Genomic DNA, 17,658 nt, shown 5'->3' on the forward strand with positions numbered 1-17,658 from the left:
GGGGATGTTCACGGGGGTGGGTAGCCGCTGAGCCGGAGCCGCGGCCTCCGAGCCGTGGCCCCTGTCTTTCCGTCAGGGGCCACGGGAGTTACGGGCGTACGGACGGTCAGCGCAGGGTGTACCCGAACAGCGCGTCCGTGGCGGGCGCGGACACGTCGCCGGGGCCGAAGGCGAGGGCGGACGTCGTGGTCAGACCGGTGGACGTGCCGCGCAGCACCCAGACCGCGCCGTTGTCGCTGTTCTCGGCGGTGGAGGCGACGGCGATGTCACGGTGACCGTCACCGTTGACGTCGAGGAGCGCGGTGGCGGCGCCGAACTTGTCGCCCGTCTCGGCGACCCCGGGCACCCCTTCGGTGTTCTGGTGGAAGACCTGGCTGCCGGTACCGGTGAAGCCGGAGGCGCTGCCGGGCACCAGGGCGAACGAACCGGCGTCGGTGAGGGCGCTGAAGTCCTCGCCGGGGATGCCGAGCGCGATGTCGGCGTACCCGTCACCGTTCACGTCGTCCACGGAGACCGCGGCGCCGAGGCCGTCGCCCTCCTCCTCCGCGCCGTAGAAGCCGGGCAGGCTCTGGTCGAAGGACTTCGTGTTCGCGGAGGACGGGCCGGAGGCCGAGCCGTAGGCGACACGGACCTTGCCGCTCCAGTCGTCGCCGCCGACCACGACGTCGTCGTAGCCGTCACCGTTCACGTCGCCCACGCCCATTCCCGGGGTCGCGCCCCCCGCGGTGTCGCCGGGAGCCCAGGACTTCGTGAAGCCCGACGCGCCGCCCAACAGCATCCGGCTGCCCCAGGTGCCGTCGCCGGTGTAGACCCACTGGACGATGTCGTCCTTGCCGTCGCCGTTGACGTCGCCGGCCTCGCCGGAACGGATCGGCCCGCTGATCGAGTCGGGGCCTTCCTCGCAGCCACTGCCGGTGGCGCACGAGGCGTCGTCCTCGCCGTAACCCCACCACTCGGACTTGTCGAGGATGTTGAGCACGGCGGCGGGCGTGCCGGTCCGGGAGACCGGGCCCTTCCACAGCGCGGCCTTGGCGCTCGGCGGGTCGTCGCCCGCGACGGTGCTGTGGGCGAACAGCGCGAGGTCGGTCTTGCCGTCCCCGTCGAAGTCACCGGCCTGCGGGGCCTGCCCGTACCCGGCGAGGTTCGTGCCGCCGGTGAGTCCGGAGGCGGACCCCCACATCACGACGGAGCCGGCGGCGCCGCCCGCGATCACCAGGTCACCGTAGCCGTCGCCGTCCAGGTCGCCCTTGGTGAAGGTCAGCCCGAAGCGCTCGTTCGCGGTGGCGGAGCCGGGTATGCCGCTGGTCGAACGGCTCACGATCTTCTTGTTCGCGGTGGACAGCCCGTCCGCCGAGCCGTACATGACGGCCACGTAGCCGGCCTTCGCCTTGTCGGACACCGTGGCGTTCGGCGCCCCGATGACGAGGTCGGCGTAGCCGTCGCCGTTGAAGTCGTCCTCGACGTCCACCGACGCGGCGGCGGCCTGGGCCGGGGCTCCGGTGAGGGCCCAGGCGCTGAGCCCTCCGGCGAGCAGCACCGCGGCGGCCAGGGGCGAACCCAGCCGTGCGGTACGGATCCTGCGTCCTGCTCGGGACATACAACTGCCTCTCAAACTGGTCGAGTTCAACACGGCACGCGCCGCGCGCCGCGCCCCCACACAGTTCGACGAGGAAGATGCGCCTCCAGTTGTACGCCCGAATGTCATTGTTGTGTAACCAGCCGTACGCCTGATGCCGTGCACACGGGTAGCGGCACCCCGCACCCCGCACCCCGCACCCGCACCCGCACCCGGCTCAGTCACCCAGGTGCGTGGGCGCGAACATCCGCAGTACGGCAGGGAGGACGACCACCGAGGGGCCGGGGGCGGACAGCGCCCTCGCCAGGTCGGCCTCCAGCGCCTCGGGAGACGTACGCACCCCCGGCACGCCGAACGACTCCGCCAGCGCCACGAAGTCCGGGCGGCCCAGCTCCGTGCCCGTCGCCTGTCCGAACGCGTCGGTCATGTACGCGCGCAGGATGCCGTAGCCGCCGTCGTCGATGATCAGCCAGGTGACGTTCAGGTCGTGCTGCCGTGCCGTGGCCAGTTCGGCGATCGAGTACAGGGCCCCGCCGTCGCCGGACACCGCGAGCACCGGGTGCGTCGGGTCGGCCGCCGCCGCGCCGAGGGCCGCCGGGAAGGCGTAGCCGAGGCCGCCCGCGCCCTGGGCCGAGTGCATGGTGCCCGGACCCTTCGCGTCGAAGGCGGACCAGGCCCAGTAGGAGAGAATCGTCATGTCCCAGAACGAGGGCGAGCGGGACGGGAGCGCCCTGCGTACGGACGCCAACAGGCCCTGTTCCAGGGTGAGTTGCTGGGAGGCGATGCGCGCCCGCACCCGGTCGAGGACCGCCCGCACCCGGTCCGGCGCCGCCTCGTCCTCGCGCGGCTCCACCGTCTCCAGCAGCGCCTGGAGCGCGAGTCGCGCGTCCGCGTGGATGCCAAGGGCCGGGTGGTTGGACTCCAGCTTGCCGAGGTCGGCCTCGATCTGGACGACACGGCCCCGCGGGGTGAACGTGTGGTAGTTGGAGGACAGTTCGCCCAGGCCCGAGCCGACCACCAGGAGGACGTCCGCGTCCTCAAGGAAGTCCGTGGTGTGCCGGTCCTCCAGCCAGGACTGGAGGGAGAGGGGGTGCGTCCAGGGGAACGCGCCCTTGCCGCCGAAGGTGGTGACCACGGGGGCGTTCAGCTTCTCGGCCAGCTGCCTCAGCTTGCCCGACGCGTCCGCCCGTACGACTCCCCCGCCCGCGATGATCGCCGGGCGGGCGGCTCGGGACAGCAGGTGCGCCGCCACCGCCGTCAGTTCGGGACGCGGGGGCAGGTCGTGCGGTGTCGCGTCCACGGCCGTCACCACCGGAAGGTGGGTCGTGGCCAGCAGCACGTCCTGGGGGATCTCCACCCACACCGGACCGTGCGGAGCCGTCAGCGCCGACTGCCAGGCGGCGGCGATCGCCGAGGGGATCTGCGACTGGGTACGGACCGTGTGGACGGATTTGACGACGCCCCTGAAGGAGGCGGCCTGGTCGGGGAGTTCGTGCAGGTAGCCGTGGCGGCCGCCGCCCAGACCGGCCCTCGGGACCTGACTGCTGATGGCCAGCACGGGTGCCGAGGCGGCCGCCGCTTCCTGCAACGCCGCGAGCGACATCAGCGCGCCCGGCCCCGTCGACAGCAGCAGCGGCGCGGCCTCGCCGGTGATCCGGCCGTACGCGTCCGCCGCGAACCCGGCGTTGTTCTCCACCCTCAGGCCCACGTACCGCAGGTCCGAGCGGCGCAGCGCGTCGAACACACCCAGTGCGTGCTGGCCGGGCAGGCCGAAGACGGTGGTCGCGCCGAGGCCCGCGAGGGTCTCCACGACCAGGTCTCCGCCGTTGCGCGCGGGAGGAGGGTTCAGAGCCGCCGAGATCTGCGCCGCCGTCGGGCGGAGCACCAGGTCGTGGTCGTGGGTCACTTCACTGCCTTCGCCTTCGCCGCCTTCACCTTCGCCGCCTTCTCCCCGGCGATCCGGCGGGACATGAGCGTCGTCAGCTCGTACGCCGTGTGCGAGGCCGCCACCGACGTGATCTCGGCGTGGTCGTACGCGGGCGCCACCTCGACGACATCGGCGGAGACCAGGTTGCAGGACGCCAGCCCGCGCAGGATCTCCAGGAGCTCCCGGGAGGTCATGCCTCCCGCCTCCGGGGTGCCGGTGCCGGGCGCGTGGGCCGGGTCGAGGCAGTCGATGTCGACGGAGATGTAGAGCGGGCGGTCGCCGATGCGCTGCCGGAGCTGGTCGGCCACCTCGTCGACACCACGTCGCATCACGTCCGCCGACGTCACGATGCCGAAGCCCATCCTGGCGTCGTCATCCAGGTCCTGCTTGCCGTACAGCGGCCCGCGCGTGCCCACGTGCGAGAGCGCCTCGGTGTCGAGGATGCCCTCCTCCACCGCACGCCGGAAAGGCGTCCCGTGCGTGTACTCGGCGCCGAAGTACGTGTCCCAGGTGTCGAGGTGGGCGTCGAAGTGGAGCAGCGCCACCGGGCCGTGCCGCTTCGCCACCGAGCGCAGCAGCGGTAGCGCGATGGTGTGGTCACCGCCCAGCGTCATCAGGCGCGCACCCGTGCCCAGCAGTTCGTCCGCCGCCGCCTCGACGGTCTCCACGGCCTCGTTGATGTCGAAGGGGTTGACGGCGATGTCGCCGCCGTCCGCCACCTGCGCCAGTGCGAACGGGGAGGCGTCCTGCGCCGGGTTGTAGGGGCGCAGCAGCCGGGACGCCTCGCGGATCGCGTTGCCGCCGAACCGGGCGCCCGGCCGGTACGAGACACCCGAGTCGAACGGCACGCCCACCACGGCGACGTCGGCACGTCCGCCGACCTCGTCGAGCCGGGGCAGCCGGGCGAAGGTCGCGGGCCCGGCGTAGCGCGGGATGCGGGACGAGTCGACGGGGCCGCGGGGGTGGCTGCCGCCGGTTGCCGCGTTCTCGATGCTCATTGAGGGGGTTCTCCAGGGGGTGCGGGTGCGCTTGGAACTACGGGTACTACGGGTCGTCCTACGCGCTGACGGCGGTCGGTTCCGGGGCGGCGCTCTCGCCGCGGCCCGCCAGCCGTTCCCGCCACGCGGCCAGTACGGCGGCGTCGGTGGCGGGGGTGGCCAGGGAGACGATCAGGTACGCGGCCAGCGAGGACAGCAGCCCGTAGTAGACGGGCTCGTTGGCGAGGATCCCGTACGTCGCCATCAGCGCGACCACGGCGAGACCGCCGGCCACGACGGAGGCGAGGGCGCCGTACACCGTGCCGCGCCGCCACACCAGGCCGCCGAGGATGGGGACGAGGAGCCCGCCGACGAGGAGGTTGTACGCGACGGTCAGCGCCTCCACGACGTTGTCGATCGCGATGGCCGTACCGATCACCGCGACGCCCATGACGAGGATGAAGGCGCGGTTGCCCCTGACCTCGTCGTGCGCGTCCCGGTCGCCTCCGGGGCGGACGGCTCCGCGCAGCCGGGACCAGATGTCGTTGTTGGCGACGGTCGCGCAGGCGATGAGGGCGCCCGAGGAGGTCGACATCACGGCGGCGAGGGCGGCGGCGAGCACCAGTCCGCGTACGCCGACCGGTAGTTCGTCCTTGACGATGGTCGCGAAGGCGTCGTCCGCGCTGCCCAGCTTCGGGTAGAGCACCTTGGCCGCCGTACCGATGACGGCTCCGGCGAGGGCGTACGCCAGGCAGTACGTGCCCGCGATCGTGCCGCCCCACTTGGCGGTTCTGTCACTGCGCGCGGTGAACACGCGCTGCCAGATGTCCTGCCCGATGAGCATGCCGAACGTATAGATCAGCACGTAGGTGAAGATGGTCTCGCCGCCGATGCCGAGCGGGGCGAAGTAGTCGGCCGGCAGCTGGGCCTTCATCTCGCTGAAGCCGCCCGCCTTGACGACGGCTATGGGCAGCAGCAGAAGCAGCACACCGACGGTCTTCACGACGAACTGCACCATGTCGGTCAGGGTGATCGACCACATGCCGCCGAGGGTCGAGTACGCGACGACGATCGAGCCGCCGAGGACGATCGCGACCGTGCGGTTCAGGTCGAAGAGGACATCGAAGATCGTGGCGTACGCGATCGTCGAGGTGACCGCGAGCATCAGGGTGTACGCCCACATGACCACGCCGGAGATCACTCCGGCCCGGCCGCCGCCGTAGCGCAGGTCGAGCATCTCGGAGACGGTGTAGACCTTGAGGCGGGCGATGCGGGCGGAGAAGAAGACGCTCAGCGCGAGCAGTCCGAGGCCAATGGTGAACACCATCCAGGCCCCGGAGAGCCCGTACTTGTAGCCGAGCCCGACCCCGCCGATGGTGGAGGCTCCGCCGAGGACGATGGCGGCCATGGTCCCGGAGTACATGGCGGGCCCGAGGCGGCGCCCGGCGACGAGGAACTCGCTCTTGGACCGGGCGCGGCGCATGCCCCACCAGCCCATGGCCAGCATGCCGGCCAGATAGACGACGATGACGGTGTAGTCGATGGTCATACGGGTCTCCTTCGCGCACCTCGGTGGCGTGTCGTGCAGGGGGTGGGGGTGGAGAGGGGGGACGGCCGGTGGCCGGCCGCGGGGACATCCGCCCGTACCCGCGGCTACCGGTCGGCACTGACACTAGGTGGCCGGAAAGCAACGCTGAAGTGTACGTTTCCTCCATTCCGCGCCCAGCAGATGGAGGAAACGTCCACCATGCCGGACCCGTCCGTACCAGTGGCCTCGCCGGTCCCGGTGGCCTCGTCAGTCCCCGCGGTACCTCCCACTCCGCCGGTCCCCCTCTCGGCGCTGCTGGCCCGTGAGGACCTCGCCCTGCGCCTGATCGCCGGCCCGCCGGACACCGGCACGGTGATCCACTGGGCGCAGACGTCGGAGATGGCGGACCCGTACCCGTATCTGCTGGGCGGCGAGCTGCTGCTGACGGCCGGGGTGCACATCCCGGACGCGGTCGGTTCGGGCACCTACTTCGACGACTACGTGTCCCGGATCGTGGCGGCGGGCGGTGCCGCGCTGGGTTTCGGTGTCGCGCCCGTGCACGACACGGTGCCGCGTGCGCTGGTCGCGGCCTGCGACACCCATGAACTGCCGCTCGTCGAGGTCCCGCCCCGGACCACCTTCGCGGCCGTCGCCCGCGCCGTCTGGCAGCTGATGGCGCAGGCCCGGCACGCGGAACTGCGCCGTGTGGCGGAGGCCCAGCAGAGCCTGGCCGCGGCGGCGGCCCGCCCGGACCCGGTACCGGCGGTCCTGCGGCAACTGGCCCGGCGGGTGGCCGGCTGGGCGGTGCTGTACGGGCCGGAGGGCGCGGAGCTCGCGACGGCGGGCCGGGAGCCGGGCGACGCGGCGCGGACGGCACTGACGGAGCTGGCAGGCGTCGTACGGCCGGGCTCCCCCTCCTCCGCCACCGACACCCTCGCGGGCACCCACCTCGCGGCCTACGCCCTGGGCGCGGGTCAGGGCTTTGTGCTCGGTGCGGCGGCGCCCCGGCGGGACCCCGGCGACCACATCATCGCCTCTCTCGCCGCCGTGCTCCTCTCCCTGCTCACCGGCGAGCACCACAGCGGCGCGGGCGCGGCACGTTCCTCGGCGCTGGTGCGGCTGCTGCTGGGAGCCGCGCCGGAGGCGGTCGCGCCCCTGCTCGGAGCCGGGCGGTGGGTCGTCGTGCACGCCCGCCCGGACACCGCCCGCCCGGACACGCACGCTCCCGACGCCATGGCGGCCTCCGCGCTCGGTGCGGCCCTCGGCTCCCCGCTGGTCGACCTGGCGCGGGACGTCGTACGCGTCCTCGTCCCGGCCGACCGCGAGACGACCCCGCAGCCGGGCTGGACCTTCGGGGTCAGCGCGCCAGCCGATCCCCGTGAGTGGGCCCTGGCCGACACGCAGGCCGCCCGCGCGCTGGCCCGTGCCCGTGCCACCCGCACACCGCTGGTCCACCACGCGGCGCGCCCCGCGCTCGCCGACCTCGTCCCCGCCGAGGACGCGGTCTCCCACGCCCGCGCCCTCCTCGCGCCCGTCGCCGGTACGCCCGCCCTCACGGAGACCCTGCGTACCTGGCTGTCGTTGCACGGCAGTTGGGACCGTACGGCGGTGGCGCTGTCCGTCCACCGCAACACCGTCCGCCAACGCGTCGCGCGGTGCGCGGCGCTGCTCGACGCCGATCTCGACGACCCCGACGTGCGCATGGAGTTGTGGTTCGCCCTACGGCAGCGCTGAGGGGCCCGTCAAGGGCGGTGAACACCGAGTGACCCGTGTCCCAGCGTTCGGGACGTCGGGGTCACGCGCAGTCGTCTGCCCCACAATGGGTGCCATGCCGATATCCGGGACCCCCAGCCGCGCCGAACTCGTCGACCACCTTGTCCGGACGCGTATCGCGGGCGACGTCGCCACGCCCCGCGAGAACAATCTCTCCCACTACCGCCAGCTGGCCAACGGCAACCGCCACTACTGGCTGGGCCTGGAACTCGGCGACCGCTGGACCGACGAGCAGGACGTCCTCGCGGTGATGGCGGAGCGCGTCGGAGTGAACGACGACGCGGAGCACCGCTACGGGCAGGACACCATCGACCCCGAGCTGACAGTGTCCGCGCTGGAGCGCATGGCGGCGCGGCTGCGCAAGGCGGCGGACGGCGAGCAGCGCGTCCTGTTCGCCACCGGCCACCCCGGCGGCCTGCTCGACGTGCACCGCGCCACGGCCGCCGCGCTGCGGGCCGCGGGCTGCGAGATCGTGGTGATCCCGGACGGTCTCCAGACGGAGGAGGGGTACGTGATGCAGTTCGCCGACGTGGCCGTCCTCGAACACGGTGCCACCCTCTGGCACACCCACTCGGGCGAGCCGATGAAGGCCATCCTCACGGGCCTGGAGCGCGAGGGCCGCCCGCTGCCCGACCTGGTCGTGGCCGACCACGGCTGGGCCGGCTACGCGGGGCAGCACGGCGTCGACTCCGTCGGCTACGCGGACTGCAACGACCCGGCGCTCTTCCTCGCCGAGTCCGAGGGCACCGTCCAGGTCGTGGTCCCGCTGGACGACCATGTGGTGAGCCCGCGCCACTACGACCCGATGACGGCGTACCTGCTGGACCAGGCGGGCCTCGTCCAGGACTGACGGGCTCACCTCGGGACCCGTACGACCCCCTCCTGGATCACCGAGATCGCCAGCTGTCCGTCCTGGGTGTAGATGCGGCCCTGGCCGAGCCCGCGCCCGGCGGACGAGGACGGTGACTCCTGGTCGTACAGGAGCCATTCGTCGGCCCGGAACGGCCGGTGGAACCACATCGCGTGGTCGAGCGAGGCCCCGACGACGTCCCCGACGGCCCAGCCGCCGCGCCCGTGCGCGAGCAGGATGGAGTCCAGGAGCGTCATGTCGGAGACGTAGGTGGCGAGGACGACGTGCAGGAGGGGGTCGTCGTCGAGCTTGCCGTTGGTGCGGAACCACACCTGGGAGCGCGGTTCGCGCGGCCGGCCGTACCGGCCGTAGGGCGGGTCGTCGACATAGCGGACGTCGACGCCGGCCCGCGCCTCCAGGAGCTTGTCCACGACCCGGGGATCGAGACCGTACGCGGGCAGCCGCTCCTCGGCGGCGGGCAGGGTCTCCGGATCGGGCGCGGGCGGCATCGGCGCCTGGTGGTCGAGCCCTTCCTCGTACCGCTGGAAGGACGCCGACAGGGCGAAGATCGGCTGCCCGTGCTGGACCGCGACGACGCGGCGCGTGGTGAAGGAGCGGCCGTCGTTCATGCGGTCGACGGTGTAGACGATGGGCGCGCCGGCGTCGCCGACGCGCAGGAAGTACGCGTGGAGGGAGTGGGCGAGACGGTCCTCGGGGACCGTCCGCCCGGCGGCGACGAGCGCCTGGGCCGCGACCTGTCCGCCGAAGACGCGGGGGACGACGCCGGGCCGGGACTGGCCGCGGAAGATGTTCTCCTCGATCTGTTCGAGGTCGAGCAGATCGAGGAGAGACTGCAGTGGTGCCTGACTCATGCCGCGAGTCTGCCAGCCCCGTGTTACAGCAGGCCGCGGAGTGTTACCGCCGAGTAGAGATCGGTTGAACATCACACGCGGCGGCGGAGCCCGGTCTCAGGAGCAGCCTGGTTCCAGGAGCCTGGTTCCAGGAGCCGGTTCTAGAGGCCCATGTCCTTCGCGATGATCGACTTCATGATCTCACTGGTGCCGCCGTAGATGCGGTTGACGCGGTTGTCCGCGTACAGGCGGGCGATCGGGTACTCGTTCATGAAGCCGTAGCCGCCGTGCAGCTGGAGGCAGCGGTCGATGACGCGGTGTGCGACCTCGGTGGAGAACAGCTTGGCGCTCGCGGCCTCGGCGGGGGTGAGCTCACCCGCGTCCAGGGCCTCCAGTGCCCGGTCGACGACGGCTTCCGCCGCGTCCACCTCGGCCTGGCAGGCGGCCAGTTCGAACTTGGTGTTCTGGAAGTGGGCGACCGGCTGACCGAAGACGACGCGGTCCTTCACGTACTCCTTGGCGAACCGGACGGCCGCCTTGGCCTGCGCGTACGCGCCGAAGGCGATGCCCCAGCGCTCGGAGGCCAGATTGTGGCCGAGGTAGTGGAAGCCCTTGTTCTCCTCACCGAGGAGATCCTCGGCGGGCACCTTGACGTCGACGAAGGCCAGTTCGGCCGTGTCGGAGGTCTTCAGTCCCAGCTTGTCGAGCTTCCGCCCGACGGAATAGCCCTCGGACTTGGTGTCCACGGCGAAGAGGGAGATGCCGTGGCGGCGGTCCTCGGCGCTCGGGGCGGAGGTCCGGGCGCAGACGATCACGCGGTCGGCGTGCACACCGCCGGTGATGAAGGTCTTGGCGCCGTTGAGGACGTAGTGCGTCCCGTCCTCGCTGAGCTTGGCGGTGGTCTTCATGCCCGCGAGGTCGGAGCCGGTGCCCGGCTCGGTCATCGCGATGGCCCACATCTCCTCGCCGGTGACGAACTTCGGCAGGTAGCGCTTCTTCTGCTCGTCGCTGGCGAGCATCTTGATGTACGGCAGGCCGAGCAGCACGTGCACGCCCGAGCCGCCGAAGGTCACGCCCGCGCGGGCGGTCTCCTCGTACACCACGGCCTCGAACTTGTACGAGTCGATGCCCGCGCCGCCGTACTCCTCGTCGACACGGATGCCGAAGACGCCGAGGTCGGCGAGCTTGTAGTAGAAGTCGCGCGGCGCCTGGCCGGCGGCGAGCCACTCGTCGTAAACGGGGACGACCTCGGCCTCGATGAAGGCCCGAAGGGTCTCCCGGAACGCCTCGTGATCCTCGTTGAACACCGTACGGCGCACGCCGCCGCCCTCCTTTGCGCCTAAACCGGCGCCGCTCTCGCGTACCTGGTTGCTCGCCGTCCGGGTTCCTCAATTGATGGTCGCGGTCCGACTCGGCTAAGCGCTTGCTCAGCCACCGTACCGGCGAGTACGAACACTCGTCCAGACCGCCAGTCCCGTAACGCTCATCACGCCACACCGCCCGTCCGGCGTTCGAGGACGAGGCCGCAAGGCCAAAAGGGGCGCGGGGCTGTATCGATATGCGGCTCCGCCGCGTGGGCGCGACCAGCCCCCACCGGCCCGCACACAACTCACCCACCCCAGACACCCCCCCCCACGGGGGCATGGGGGCGGAGCCCCCGGGATGGGACGGGCAGGGGCGGCGGGGGCGAGGAAAAAACCCCAGCCGCACCCGACGCCGCACGCCACCCCACCCCACCCCCACCGCTCAGCCCGCCGCAGGCGACCCCGCCGCCGCAAACGCCCCCCGAGCCATCCGATGCAGCAGCGCCGCCGTGTCCCCCCGCCCGGGAAGCGACCCCGGTCGCCCCAGATGCGGAGTCGAGTTCAGCAGCCCGAACACCGAGTGCACCGCCGACCGGGCGGCAGGCTCGGTCAACCCCGGATACACCTCCCGCACCACCTCCACCCACAGCTCCACGTACTGCCGCTGAAGCTGCCGGACGAGCTTGCGGTCACTGTCCCGGAGGCGGTCCAGCTCACGATCGTGCAGGGTGATGAGGGGACGGTCGTCGAGCGCGAAGTCGATGTGCCCCTCGATGAGCGAGTCGAGGACCGCCTCCGCACCCTCCGCACCCCCCGCCGCCTCGGCAACCCGCCGCTTCCCCCCGGTCAGCAACTGCCCGCTGATGCCCACCAGAAGCTCCGCGAGCATCGCGTCCTTGCCCGGGAAGTGCCGGTAGAGACCGGGACCGCTGATCCCGACGGCGGCCCCTATCTCGTCGACACCCACCCCGTGGAACCCGCGTTCGGCGAAGAGCCGGGCGGCCTCCTTGAGGATCTGCTCACGGCGGGTGGGGGCGTCGGTTCGCGTGGCCATGGGATCGATTCTAGACAGGGAGGTTAGCGGTCGTTAACCTGAAGGAAATGCGTTAACGCTCATTAACAGGGTGAGGGGACCGCAGGATGCACCAGGCACCGGAGCTGACGACCGCGGCAGACCCCGCGTCGGAGGCCTGGCGGGCCAACGAGGCGGCGCACCGCGCGCTGGGCGAGGAGCTGCGCGCCAAACTGGCCGCCGCCCGGCTCGGCGGCGGGGAGAAGGCGCGCGCCCGCCACACCGCGCGCGGAAAGCTGCTGCCACGCGACCGCGTCGACACGCTCCTCGACCCCGGCTCGCCGTTCCTGGAGCTGGCCCCGCTGGCGGCCGACGGGATGTACGACGGGCAGGCCCCGGCCGCCGGAGTCATCGCCGGGATCGGGCGCGTCAGCGGGCGTGAGTGCGTGATCGTCGCCAATGACGCCACCGTCAAAGGCGGCACGTACTACCCGATGACGGTGAAGAAGCACCTGCGCGCGCAGGAGGTGGCGCTGGAGAACCGCCTCCCCTGCGTCTACCTCGTCGACTCCGGCGGCGCGTTCCTCCCGATGCAGGACGAGGTCTTCCCCGACCGCGAGCACTTCGGGCGGATCTTCTACAACCAGGCCCGTATGTCGGGGGCGGGGATTCCGCAGATCGCCGCGGTCCTCGGGTCCTGCACCGCCGGAGGCGCGTACGTTCCGGCGATGAGCGACGAGGCGGTGATCGTGCGCGGCCAGGGCACGATCTTCCTCGGCGGCCCGCCCCTGGTGAAGGCCGCGACCGGCGAGGTCGTGACCGCCGAGGAGCTCGGCGGCGGCGAGGTCCACGCGCGTGTGTCGGGTGTCACGGACCACCTCGCGGAGGACGACGCGCACGCGCTGCGCATCGTGCGCACGATCGTCTCCACCCTCCCCGCACGCGGGCCCCTGCCCTGGCCGGTCGAGCCGGCCGTCGAACCGAAGGTGGACCCGTACGGGCTCTACGGCGCGGTCCCGGTCGACTCCCGCACCCCGTACGACGTACGCGAGGTCATCGCGCGCGTGGTGGACGGCTCGCGGTTCGCCGAGTTCAAGTCCGAGTTCGGGCAGACCCTGGTCACCGGCTTCGCCCGTATCCACGGCCACCCGGTCGGGATCGTCGCCAACAACGGCATCCTCTTCTCCGAGTCGGCCCAGAAGGGCGCCCACTTCATCGAGCTGTGCGACCAGCGCGGCATCCCGCTGGTGTTCCTCCAGAACATCTCCGGGTTCATGGTCGGACGGGACTACGAGGCGGGCGGCATCGCCAAGCACGGCGCCAAGATGGTGACGGCGGTGGCCTGCACGCGCGTACCGAAGCTCACGGTGGTGATCGGCGGCTCGTACGGCGCGGGCAACTACTCGATGTGCGGCCGGGCGTACTCGCCGCGGTTCCTGTGGATGTGGCCGGGCGCCAAGATCTCGGTCATGGGCGGCGAGCAGGCGGCGTCGGTCCTCGCCACGGTCAAGCGGGACCAGTTGGAGGCGCGCGGGGAGGACTGGCCGGCGGAGGACGAGGAGGCCTTCAAGGCCCCGATCCGCGACCAGTACGAGCGCCAGGGGAACGCCTACTACGCGACGGCCCGCCTCTGGGACGACGGCGTGATCGACCCGATGGAGACCCGGCAGGTGCTGGGCCTGGCTCTGACGGCGTGCGCCAACGCGCCGCTGGGCGAGCCCCGCTTCGGCGTCTTCCGGATGTGAGGAGGGGACCCATGTTCGACACAGTGCTCGTGGCCAACCGGGGCGAGATCGCCGTCCGTGTGATCCGTACGCTTCGCTCGCTGGGCGTGCGCTCGGTGGCGGTCTTCTCCGACGCGGACGCCGACGCACGCCATGTGCGCGAGGCCGACACCGCCGTACGGATCGGCCCGGCGCCGGCGGCCGAGAGCTATCTGTCCGTGGAGCGGATCCTGGGGGCGGCGGCGCGTACCGGGGCGCGGGCCATCCATCCCGGGTACGGCTTCCTCGCGGAGAACGCCGCCTTCGCGCGGGCCTGCGTCGACGCGGGGCTGGTCTTCATCGGGCCGCCCGCGGAGGCCATCGCCCTGATGGGCGACAAAATCCGCGCCAAGGAAACGGTGAAGGCGGCCGGAGTCCCGGTCGTCCCCGGCGGACGTGACCCCGAACTGGCCGAGGCGGCACGGGATCTGGGTGCGCCCGTGCTGCTCAAGCCCTCCGCCGGCGGCGGCGGCAAGGGCATGCGGCTGGTACGGGACCTGTCCGTGCTGGACGAGGAGATCGCCGCCGCCCGCCGCGAGGCCCGCGCCTCCTTCGGCGACGACACCCTCCTTGTCGAGCGCTGGATCGACCGCCCCCGGCACATCGAGATCCAGGTCCTGGCCGACGGGCACGGGAACGTGGTGCACCTGGGCGAGCGCGAGTGCTCCCTCCAGCGCCGTCACCAGAAGATCATCGAGGAGGCGCCCAGCGTGCTTCTCGACTCCGCGACCCGCGCGGCCATGGGCGAGGCGGCCGTCCAGGCGGCCCGCTCCTGCGGCTACCGGGGCGCGGGCACGGTCGAGTTCATCGTCCCGGGCGGGGACCCCTCGTCGTACTACTTCATGGAGATGAACACCCGCCTCCAGGTCGAGCACCCGGTGACCGAGCTGGTGACGGGCCTGGACCTGGTGGAGTGGCAGCTGCGGGTGGCGGCGGGCGAGAAGCTCGCCTTCGGCCAGGAGAACATCACCCTCTCCGGGCACGCGATCGAGGCCCGTGTCTGCGCCGAGGACCCGGCGCGCGGGTTCCTGCCGTCCGGCGGCACGGTGCTGCGGCTGCACGAGCCCCGGGGCGACGGCATCCGCACGGACTCCGGGCTCAGCGAGGGCACCGAGGTCGGCAGCCTGTACGACCCGATGCTCGCCAAGGTCATCGCCCACGGCCCCGACCGCGCGACCGCCCTGCGCAGGCTGCGCGCCGCCCTCACGGAGACGGTCACCCTGGGCGTGCAGACCAACGCCGGGTTCCTGCGGCGGCTGCTGGCCCATCCGGCGGTGGTCGCGGGCGAACTGGACACGGGACTGGTGGAGCGGGAGGTCGACGGGCTGGTCCCGGCGGACGTACCGGCCGAGGTCTACGAGGCGGCGGCAGCCGTACGCCTGGACGCCCTGCGACCCCGCGGCGAGGGCTGGACGGACCCCTTCTCCATGCCGAGCGGCTGGCGCCTCGGCGGGGAGCCCCGGCCCGTGACCTTCCCTCTGCGAGCCCTCGGCGACCCCGTGGCGCACACCCCGCACGGCACCCACACCGTCACCGACGACCAGGTGTCCGTGACGCTCGACGGCGTCCGCCACACCTTCCACCGCGCCGCCGACTGGCTGGGCCGCGACGGCGACGCGTGGCACGTACGGGACCACGACCCGGTGGCCGCCTCGCTCACCGGGGCCCACGCGGGCGGCGTCGACTCGCTCACCGCGCCCATGCCCGGCACGGTGACCGTCGTGAAGGTGGCCGTGGGCGACGAGGTGACCGCCGGTCAGAGTCTGCTGGTCGTGGAGGCGATGAAGATGGAGCACGTCATCTCCGCGCCGCACGCCGGAACGGTCGCCGAACTGGACGTCTCACCGGGCACGACGGTCGCCATGGACCAGGTGCTGGCCGTGATCGAGCCGCACGAGGAGGTGACGGAATGACCGTCGAAGGACTCCCCATGGCCGTACCGGCCATGGATCTGCCCGCCCGCGTCACGATCCACGAGGTCGGCGCGCGGGACGGCCTGCAGAACGAGAAGGCGACCGTGCCGACGGCGGTCAAGGCGGAGTTCATCCACCGGCTGGCCGACGCGGGCCTGTCCACGATCGAGGCCACCAGCTTCGTCCACCCGAAGTGGGTGCCCCAACTGGCGGACGCCGAAGAGCTGTTCCCGCTGGTGAGCGACCTCCCGGTGGCCCTCCCCGTCCTCGTGCCGAACCAGCGCGGCCTGGACCGCGCCATGGCGCTCGGCGCGCGGCGGGTCGCGGTCTTCGCCAGCGCCACGGAGTCCTTCGCGAAGGCCAATCTGAACCGGACGGTGGACGAGGCGCTGGCCATGTTCGAGCCGGTGGTGCGGCGCGCGAAGGACGAGCGGATGCGGGTGCGCGGCTATCTGTCGATGTGCTTCGGCGACCCCTGGGAGGGCCCGGTCCCCGTCCACCAGGTCGTACGGGTGTCGAAGGCCCTGATGGACCTCGGCTGCGACGAGCTGAGCCTCGGCGACACGATCGGCGTGGCCACCCCGGGCCACGTTCTGGACCTGCTGTCCGAGCTGAACGAGGAGGGCGTGCCGACCTCGGCGATCGGCGTGCACTTCCACGACACGTACGGCCAGGCGCTCGCCAACACCCTGGCGGCGCTCCAGCACGGCGTGACCACCATCGACGCGTCGGCGGGCGGCCTCGGCGGCTGCCCGTTCGCGAAGTCCGCGACCGGCAACCTCGCCACCGAGGACCTCGTGTGGATGCTGCGGGGCCTCGGCATCCACACGGGAGTCGACCTCGGCCGTCTCACCGCCACCAGCGTGTGGATGGCCGACCAACTGGGCCGACCCAGCCCTTCCCGCACCGTACGAGCCCTCACCCACAAGGACTCCGAAGCGCCCGCCGCTTCCGAAGACTCCCACAAGGAGCAGTGACGACCGATGGACCACAAGCTCTCCCCGGAACTGGAAGAACTCCGCCGCACGGTGGAGGAGTTCGCGCACGACGTCGTGGCCCCCAAGATCGGCGACTTCTACGAGCGCCATGAGTTCCCGTACGAGATCGTGCGCGAGATGGGCCGCATGGGGCTCTTCGGGCTGCCGTTCCCCGAGGAGTACGGCGGCATGGGCGGCGACTACCTGGCGCTGGGCCTCGCGCTGGAGGAGCTGGCGCGGGTGGACTCGTCGGTGGCGATCACGCTGGAAGCAGGCGTGTCACTGGGCGCGATGCCGATCCACCTCTTCGGCACCGAGGCCCAGAAACAGCAGTGGCTCCCCCGCCTGTGCTCGGGCGAGATCCTGGGCGCCTTCGGCCTGACGGAACCGGACGGCGGCTCGGACGCGGGCGCGACACGCACGACGGCGAGGCTCGACCCGGAGACGAACGAGTGGGTGATCAACGGCACGAAGTGCTTCATCACCAACTCGGGCACGGACATCACGGGCCTGGTCACGGTGACGGCGGTGACGGGCCGCAAGCCGGACGGCAAGCCCCTGATCTCCTCGATCATCGTCCCGTCCGGCACACCGGGCTTCACGGTCGCGGCACCGTACTCCAAGGTCGGCTGGAACGCCTCGGACACCCGCGAGCTGTCCTTCTCGGACGTACGGGTCCCGGCGGAGAACCTGCTCGGCGAACTCGGCCGGGGCTACGCCCAGTTCCTGCGCATCCTCGACGAGGGCCGCATCGCGATCTCGGCCCTCGCGACGGGCCTGGCGCAGGGCTGCGTGGACGAGTCGGTGAAGTACGCGAAGGAGCGCCAGGCCTTCGGCCGTCCCATCGGAGCTAACCAGGCCATCCAGTTCAAGATCGCCGACATGGAGATGAAGGCCCACACGTCCCGCCTGGCCTGGCGCGACGCGGCAAGCCGCCTGCTCGCCGGGGAACCCTTCAAGAAGGAGGCGGCCCTGGCGAAGCTGTACTCGTCGACGATCGCGGTGGACAACGCCCGCGACGCCACCCAGATCCACGGCGGCTACGGCTTCATGAACGAGTACCCGGTGGCCCGCATGTGGCGCGACTCCAAGATCCTGGAGATCGGGGAAGGGACCAGTGAGGTCCAGCGGATGCTGATCGCGAGGGAGTTGGGGCTGGCGGGCTGACACCGCCCCCGTTCTTCTCCATCGGCCTGCGTTTCCGCCA

At 71.8% G+C, this 17,658-nt stretch carries 13 protein-coding genes; 6 read left to right on the forward strand and 7 right to left on the reverse strand.

From position 1 onward, the window contains the following. Nucleotides 1-106: 106 nt before the first annotated feature. From IE262_RS22510 to IE262_RS22525, 4 genes are all read right to left on the reverse strand, one after another. A complete protein-coding gene (locus tag IE262_RS22510; RefSeq protein ID WP_189876011.1) occupies nt 107-1,597 on the reverse strand; it encodes an FG-GAP-like repeat-containing protein in 1,491 nt (496 codons plus the stop codon). A gap of 196 nt (nt 1,598-1,793) precedes the next feature. Continuing rightward, entirely contained in the window at nt 1,794-3,482 is a 1,689-nt protein-coding gene (locus IE262_RS22515) for a thiamine pyrophosphate-binding protein (RefSeq protein ID WP_189876013.1), read from the reverse strand. Then, complete coding sequence (gene speB, locus IE262_RS22520; protein ID WP_189876015.1) at nt 3,479-4,501, reverse strand: agmatinase; 1,023 nt, start codon at nt 4,499-4,501, stop codon at nt 3,479-3,481. The genes IE262_RS22515 and speB overlap by 4 nt, the downstream gene beginning before the upstream one ends. A 58-nt stretch (nt 4,502-4,559) precedes the next feature. Beyond that, on the reverse strand, nt 4,560-6,029 hold the full coding sequence (locus IE262_RS22525) for a sodium:solute symporter family protein (protein WP_189876017.1): 1,470 nt from the start codon (nt 6,027-6,029) through the stop codon (nt 4,560-4,562). Nucleotides 6,030-6,227: 198 nt separating this feature from the next. On the opposite strand from IE262_RS22525, the gene IE262_RS22530 reads away from it, so the two are divergent. Next, nucleotides 6,228-7,742, forward strand: coding sequence for a PucR family transcriptional regulator (locus IE262_RS22530; protein WP_189876019.1), 1,515 nt, complete (start codon nt 6,228-6,230; stop codon nt 7,740-7,742). 94 nt (nt 7,743-7,836) lie between these two features. Then, on the forward strand, nt 7,837-8,631 hold the full coding sequence (locus IE262_RS22535; RefSeq protein WP_189876021.1) for a phosphatase: 795 nt from the start codon (nt 7,837-7,839) through the stop codon (nt 8,629-8,631). A 5-nt stretch (nt 8,632-8,636) separates the two neighbouring features. Here IE262_RS22535 and IE262_RS22540 read toward each other — a convergent pair whose 3' ends face one another. From IE262_RS22540 to IE262_RS22550, 3 genes are all read right to left on the reverse strand, one after another. Then, nucleotides 8,637-9,503 carry an acyl-CoA thioesterase gene (locus IE262_RS22540; RefSeq protein ID WP_134035845.1) on the reverse strand — a complete coding sequence of 289 codons (867 nt, stop codon included), beginning with the start codon at nt 9,501-9,503 and terminating at the stop codon, nt 8,637-8,639. 140 nt (nt 9,504-9,643) lie between these two features. Beyond that, on the reverse strand, nt 9,644-10,801 hold the full coding sequence (locus IE262_RS22545; RefSeq protein ID WP_189876023.1) for an acyl-CoA dehydrogenase family protein: 1,158 nt from the start codon (nt 10,799-10,801) through the stop codon (nt 9,644-9,646). Between the two features lie 427 nt (nt 10,802-11,228). Continuing rightward, nucleotides 11,229-11,840, reverse strand: a complete 612-nt coding sequence (locus tag IE262_RS22550; RefSeq protein WP_189876025.1) for an SACE_7040 family transcriptional regulator — start codon at nt 11,838-11,840, stop codon at nt 11,229-11,231. 86 nt (nt 11,841-11,926) lie between these two features. On the opposite strand from IE262_RS22550, the gene IE262_RS22555 reads away from it, so the two are divergent. The 4 genes from IE262_RS22555 to IE262_RS22570 are packed head-to-tail and all read left to right on the forward strand — an operon-like array spanning nt 11,927 to nt 17,618. After that, nucleotides 11,927-13,543, forward strand: a complete 1,617-nt coding sequence (locus tag IE262_RS22555; RefSeq protein ID WP_134035833.1) for a carboxyl transferase domain-containing protein — start codon at nt 11,927-11,929, stop codon at nt 13,541-13,543. An 11-nt stretch (nt 13,544-13,554) separates the two neighbouring features. Further along, a complete protein-coding gene (locus IE262_RS22560; protein ID WP_189876027.1) occupies nt 13,555-15,474 on the forward strand; it encodes an acetyl/propionyl/methylcrotonyl-CoA carboxylase subunit alpha in 1,920 nt (639 codons plus the stop codon). Next, nucleotides 15,471-16,451: a hydroxymethylglutaryl-CoA lyase gene (locus IE262_RS22565; protein ID WP_189876029.1), complete on the forward strand. Its 981-nt coding sequence runs from the start codon at nt 15,471-15,473 to the stop codon at nt 16,449-16,451. The genes IE262_RS22560 and IE262_RS22565 overlap by 4 nt, the downstream gene beginning before the upstream one ends. A 6-nt stretch (nt 16,452-16,457) precedes the next feature. After that, nucleotides 16,458-17,618, forward strand: a complete 1,161-nt coding sequence (locus IE262_RS22570; protein WP_134035823.1) for an acyl-CoA dehydrogenase family protein — start codon at nt 16,458-16,460, stop codon at nt 17,616-17,618. Nucleotides 17,619-17,658: the final 40 nt, after the last annotated feature.

The sequence above is a fragment of the Streptomyces bluensis genome (assembly GCF_014650715.1).
In the GTDB taxonomy this organism is placed as follows: domain Bacteria; phylum Actinomycetota; class Actinomycetes; order Streptomycetales; family Streptomycetaceae; genus Streptomyces; species Streptomyces bluensis.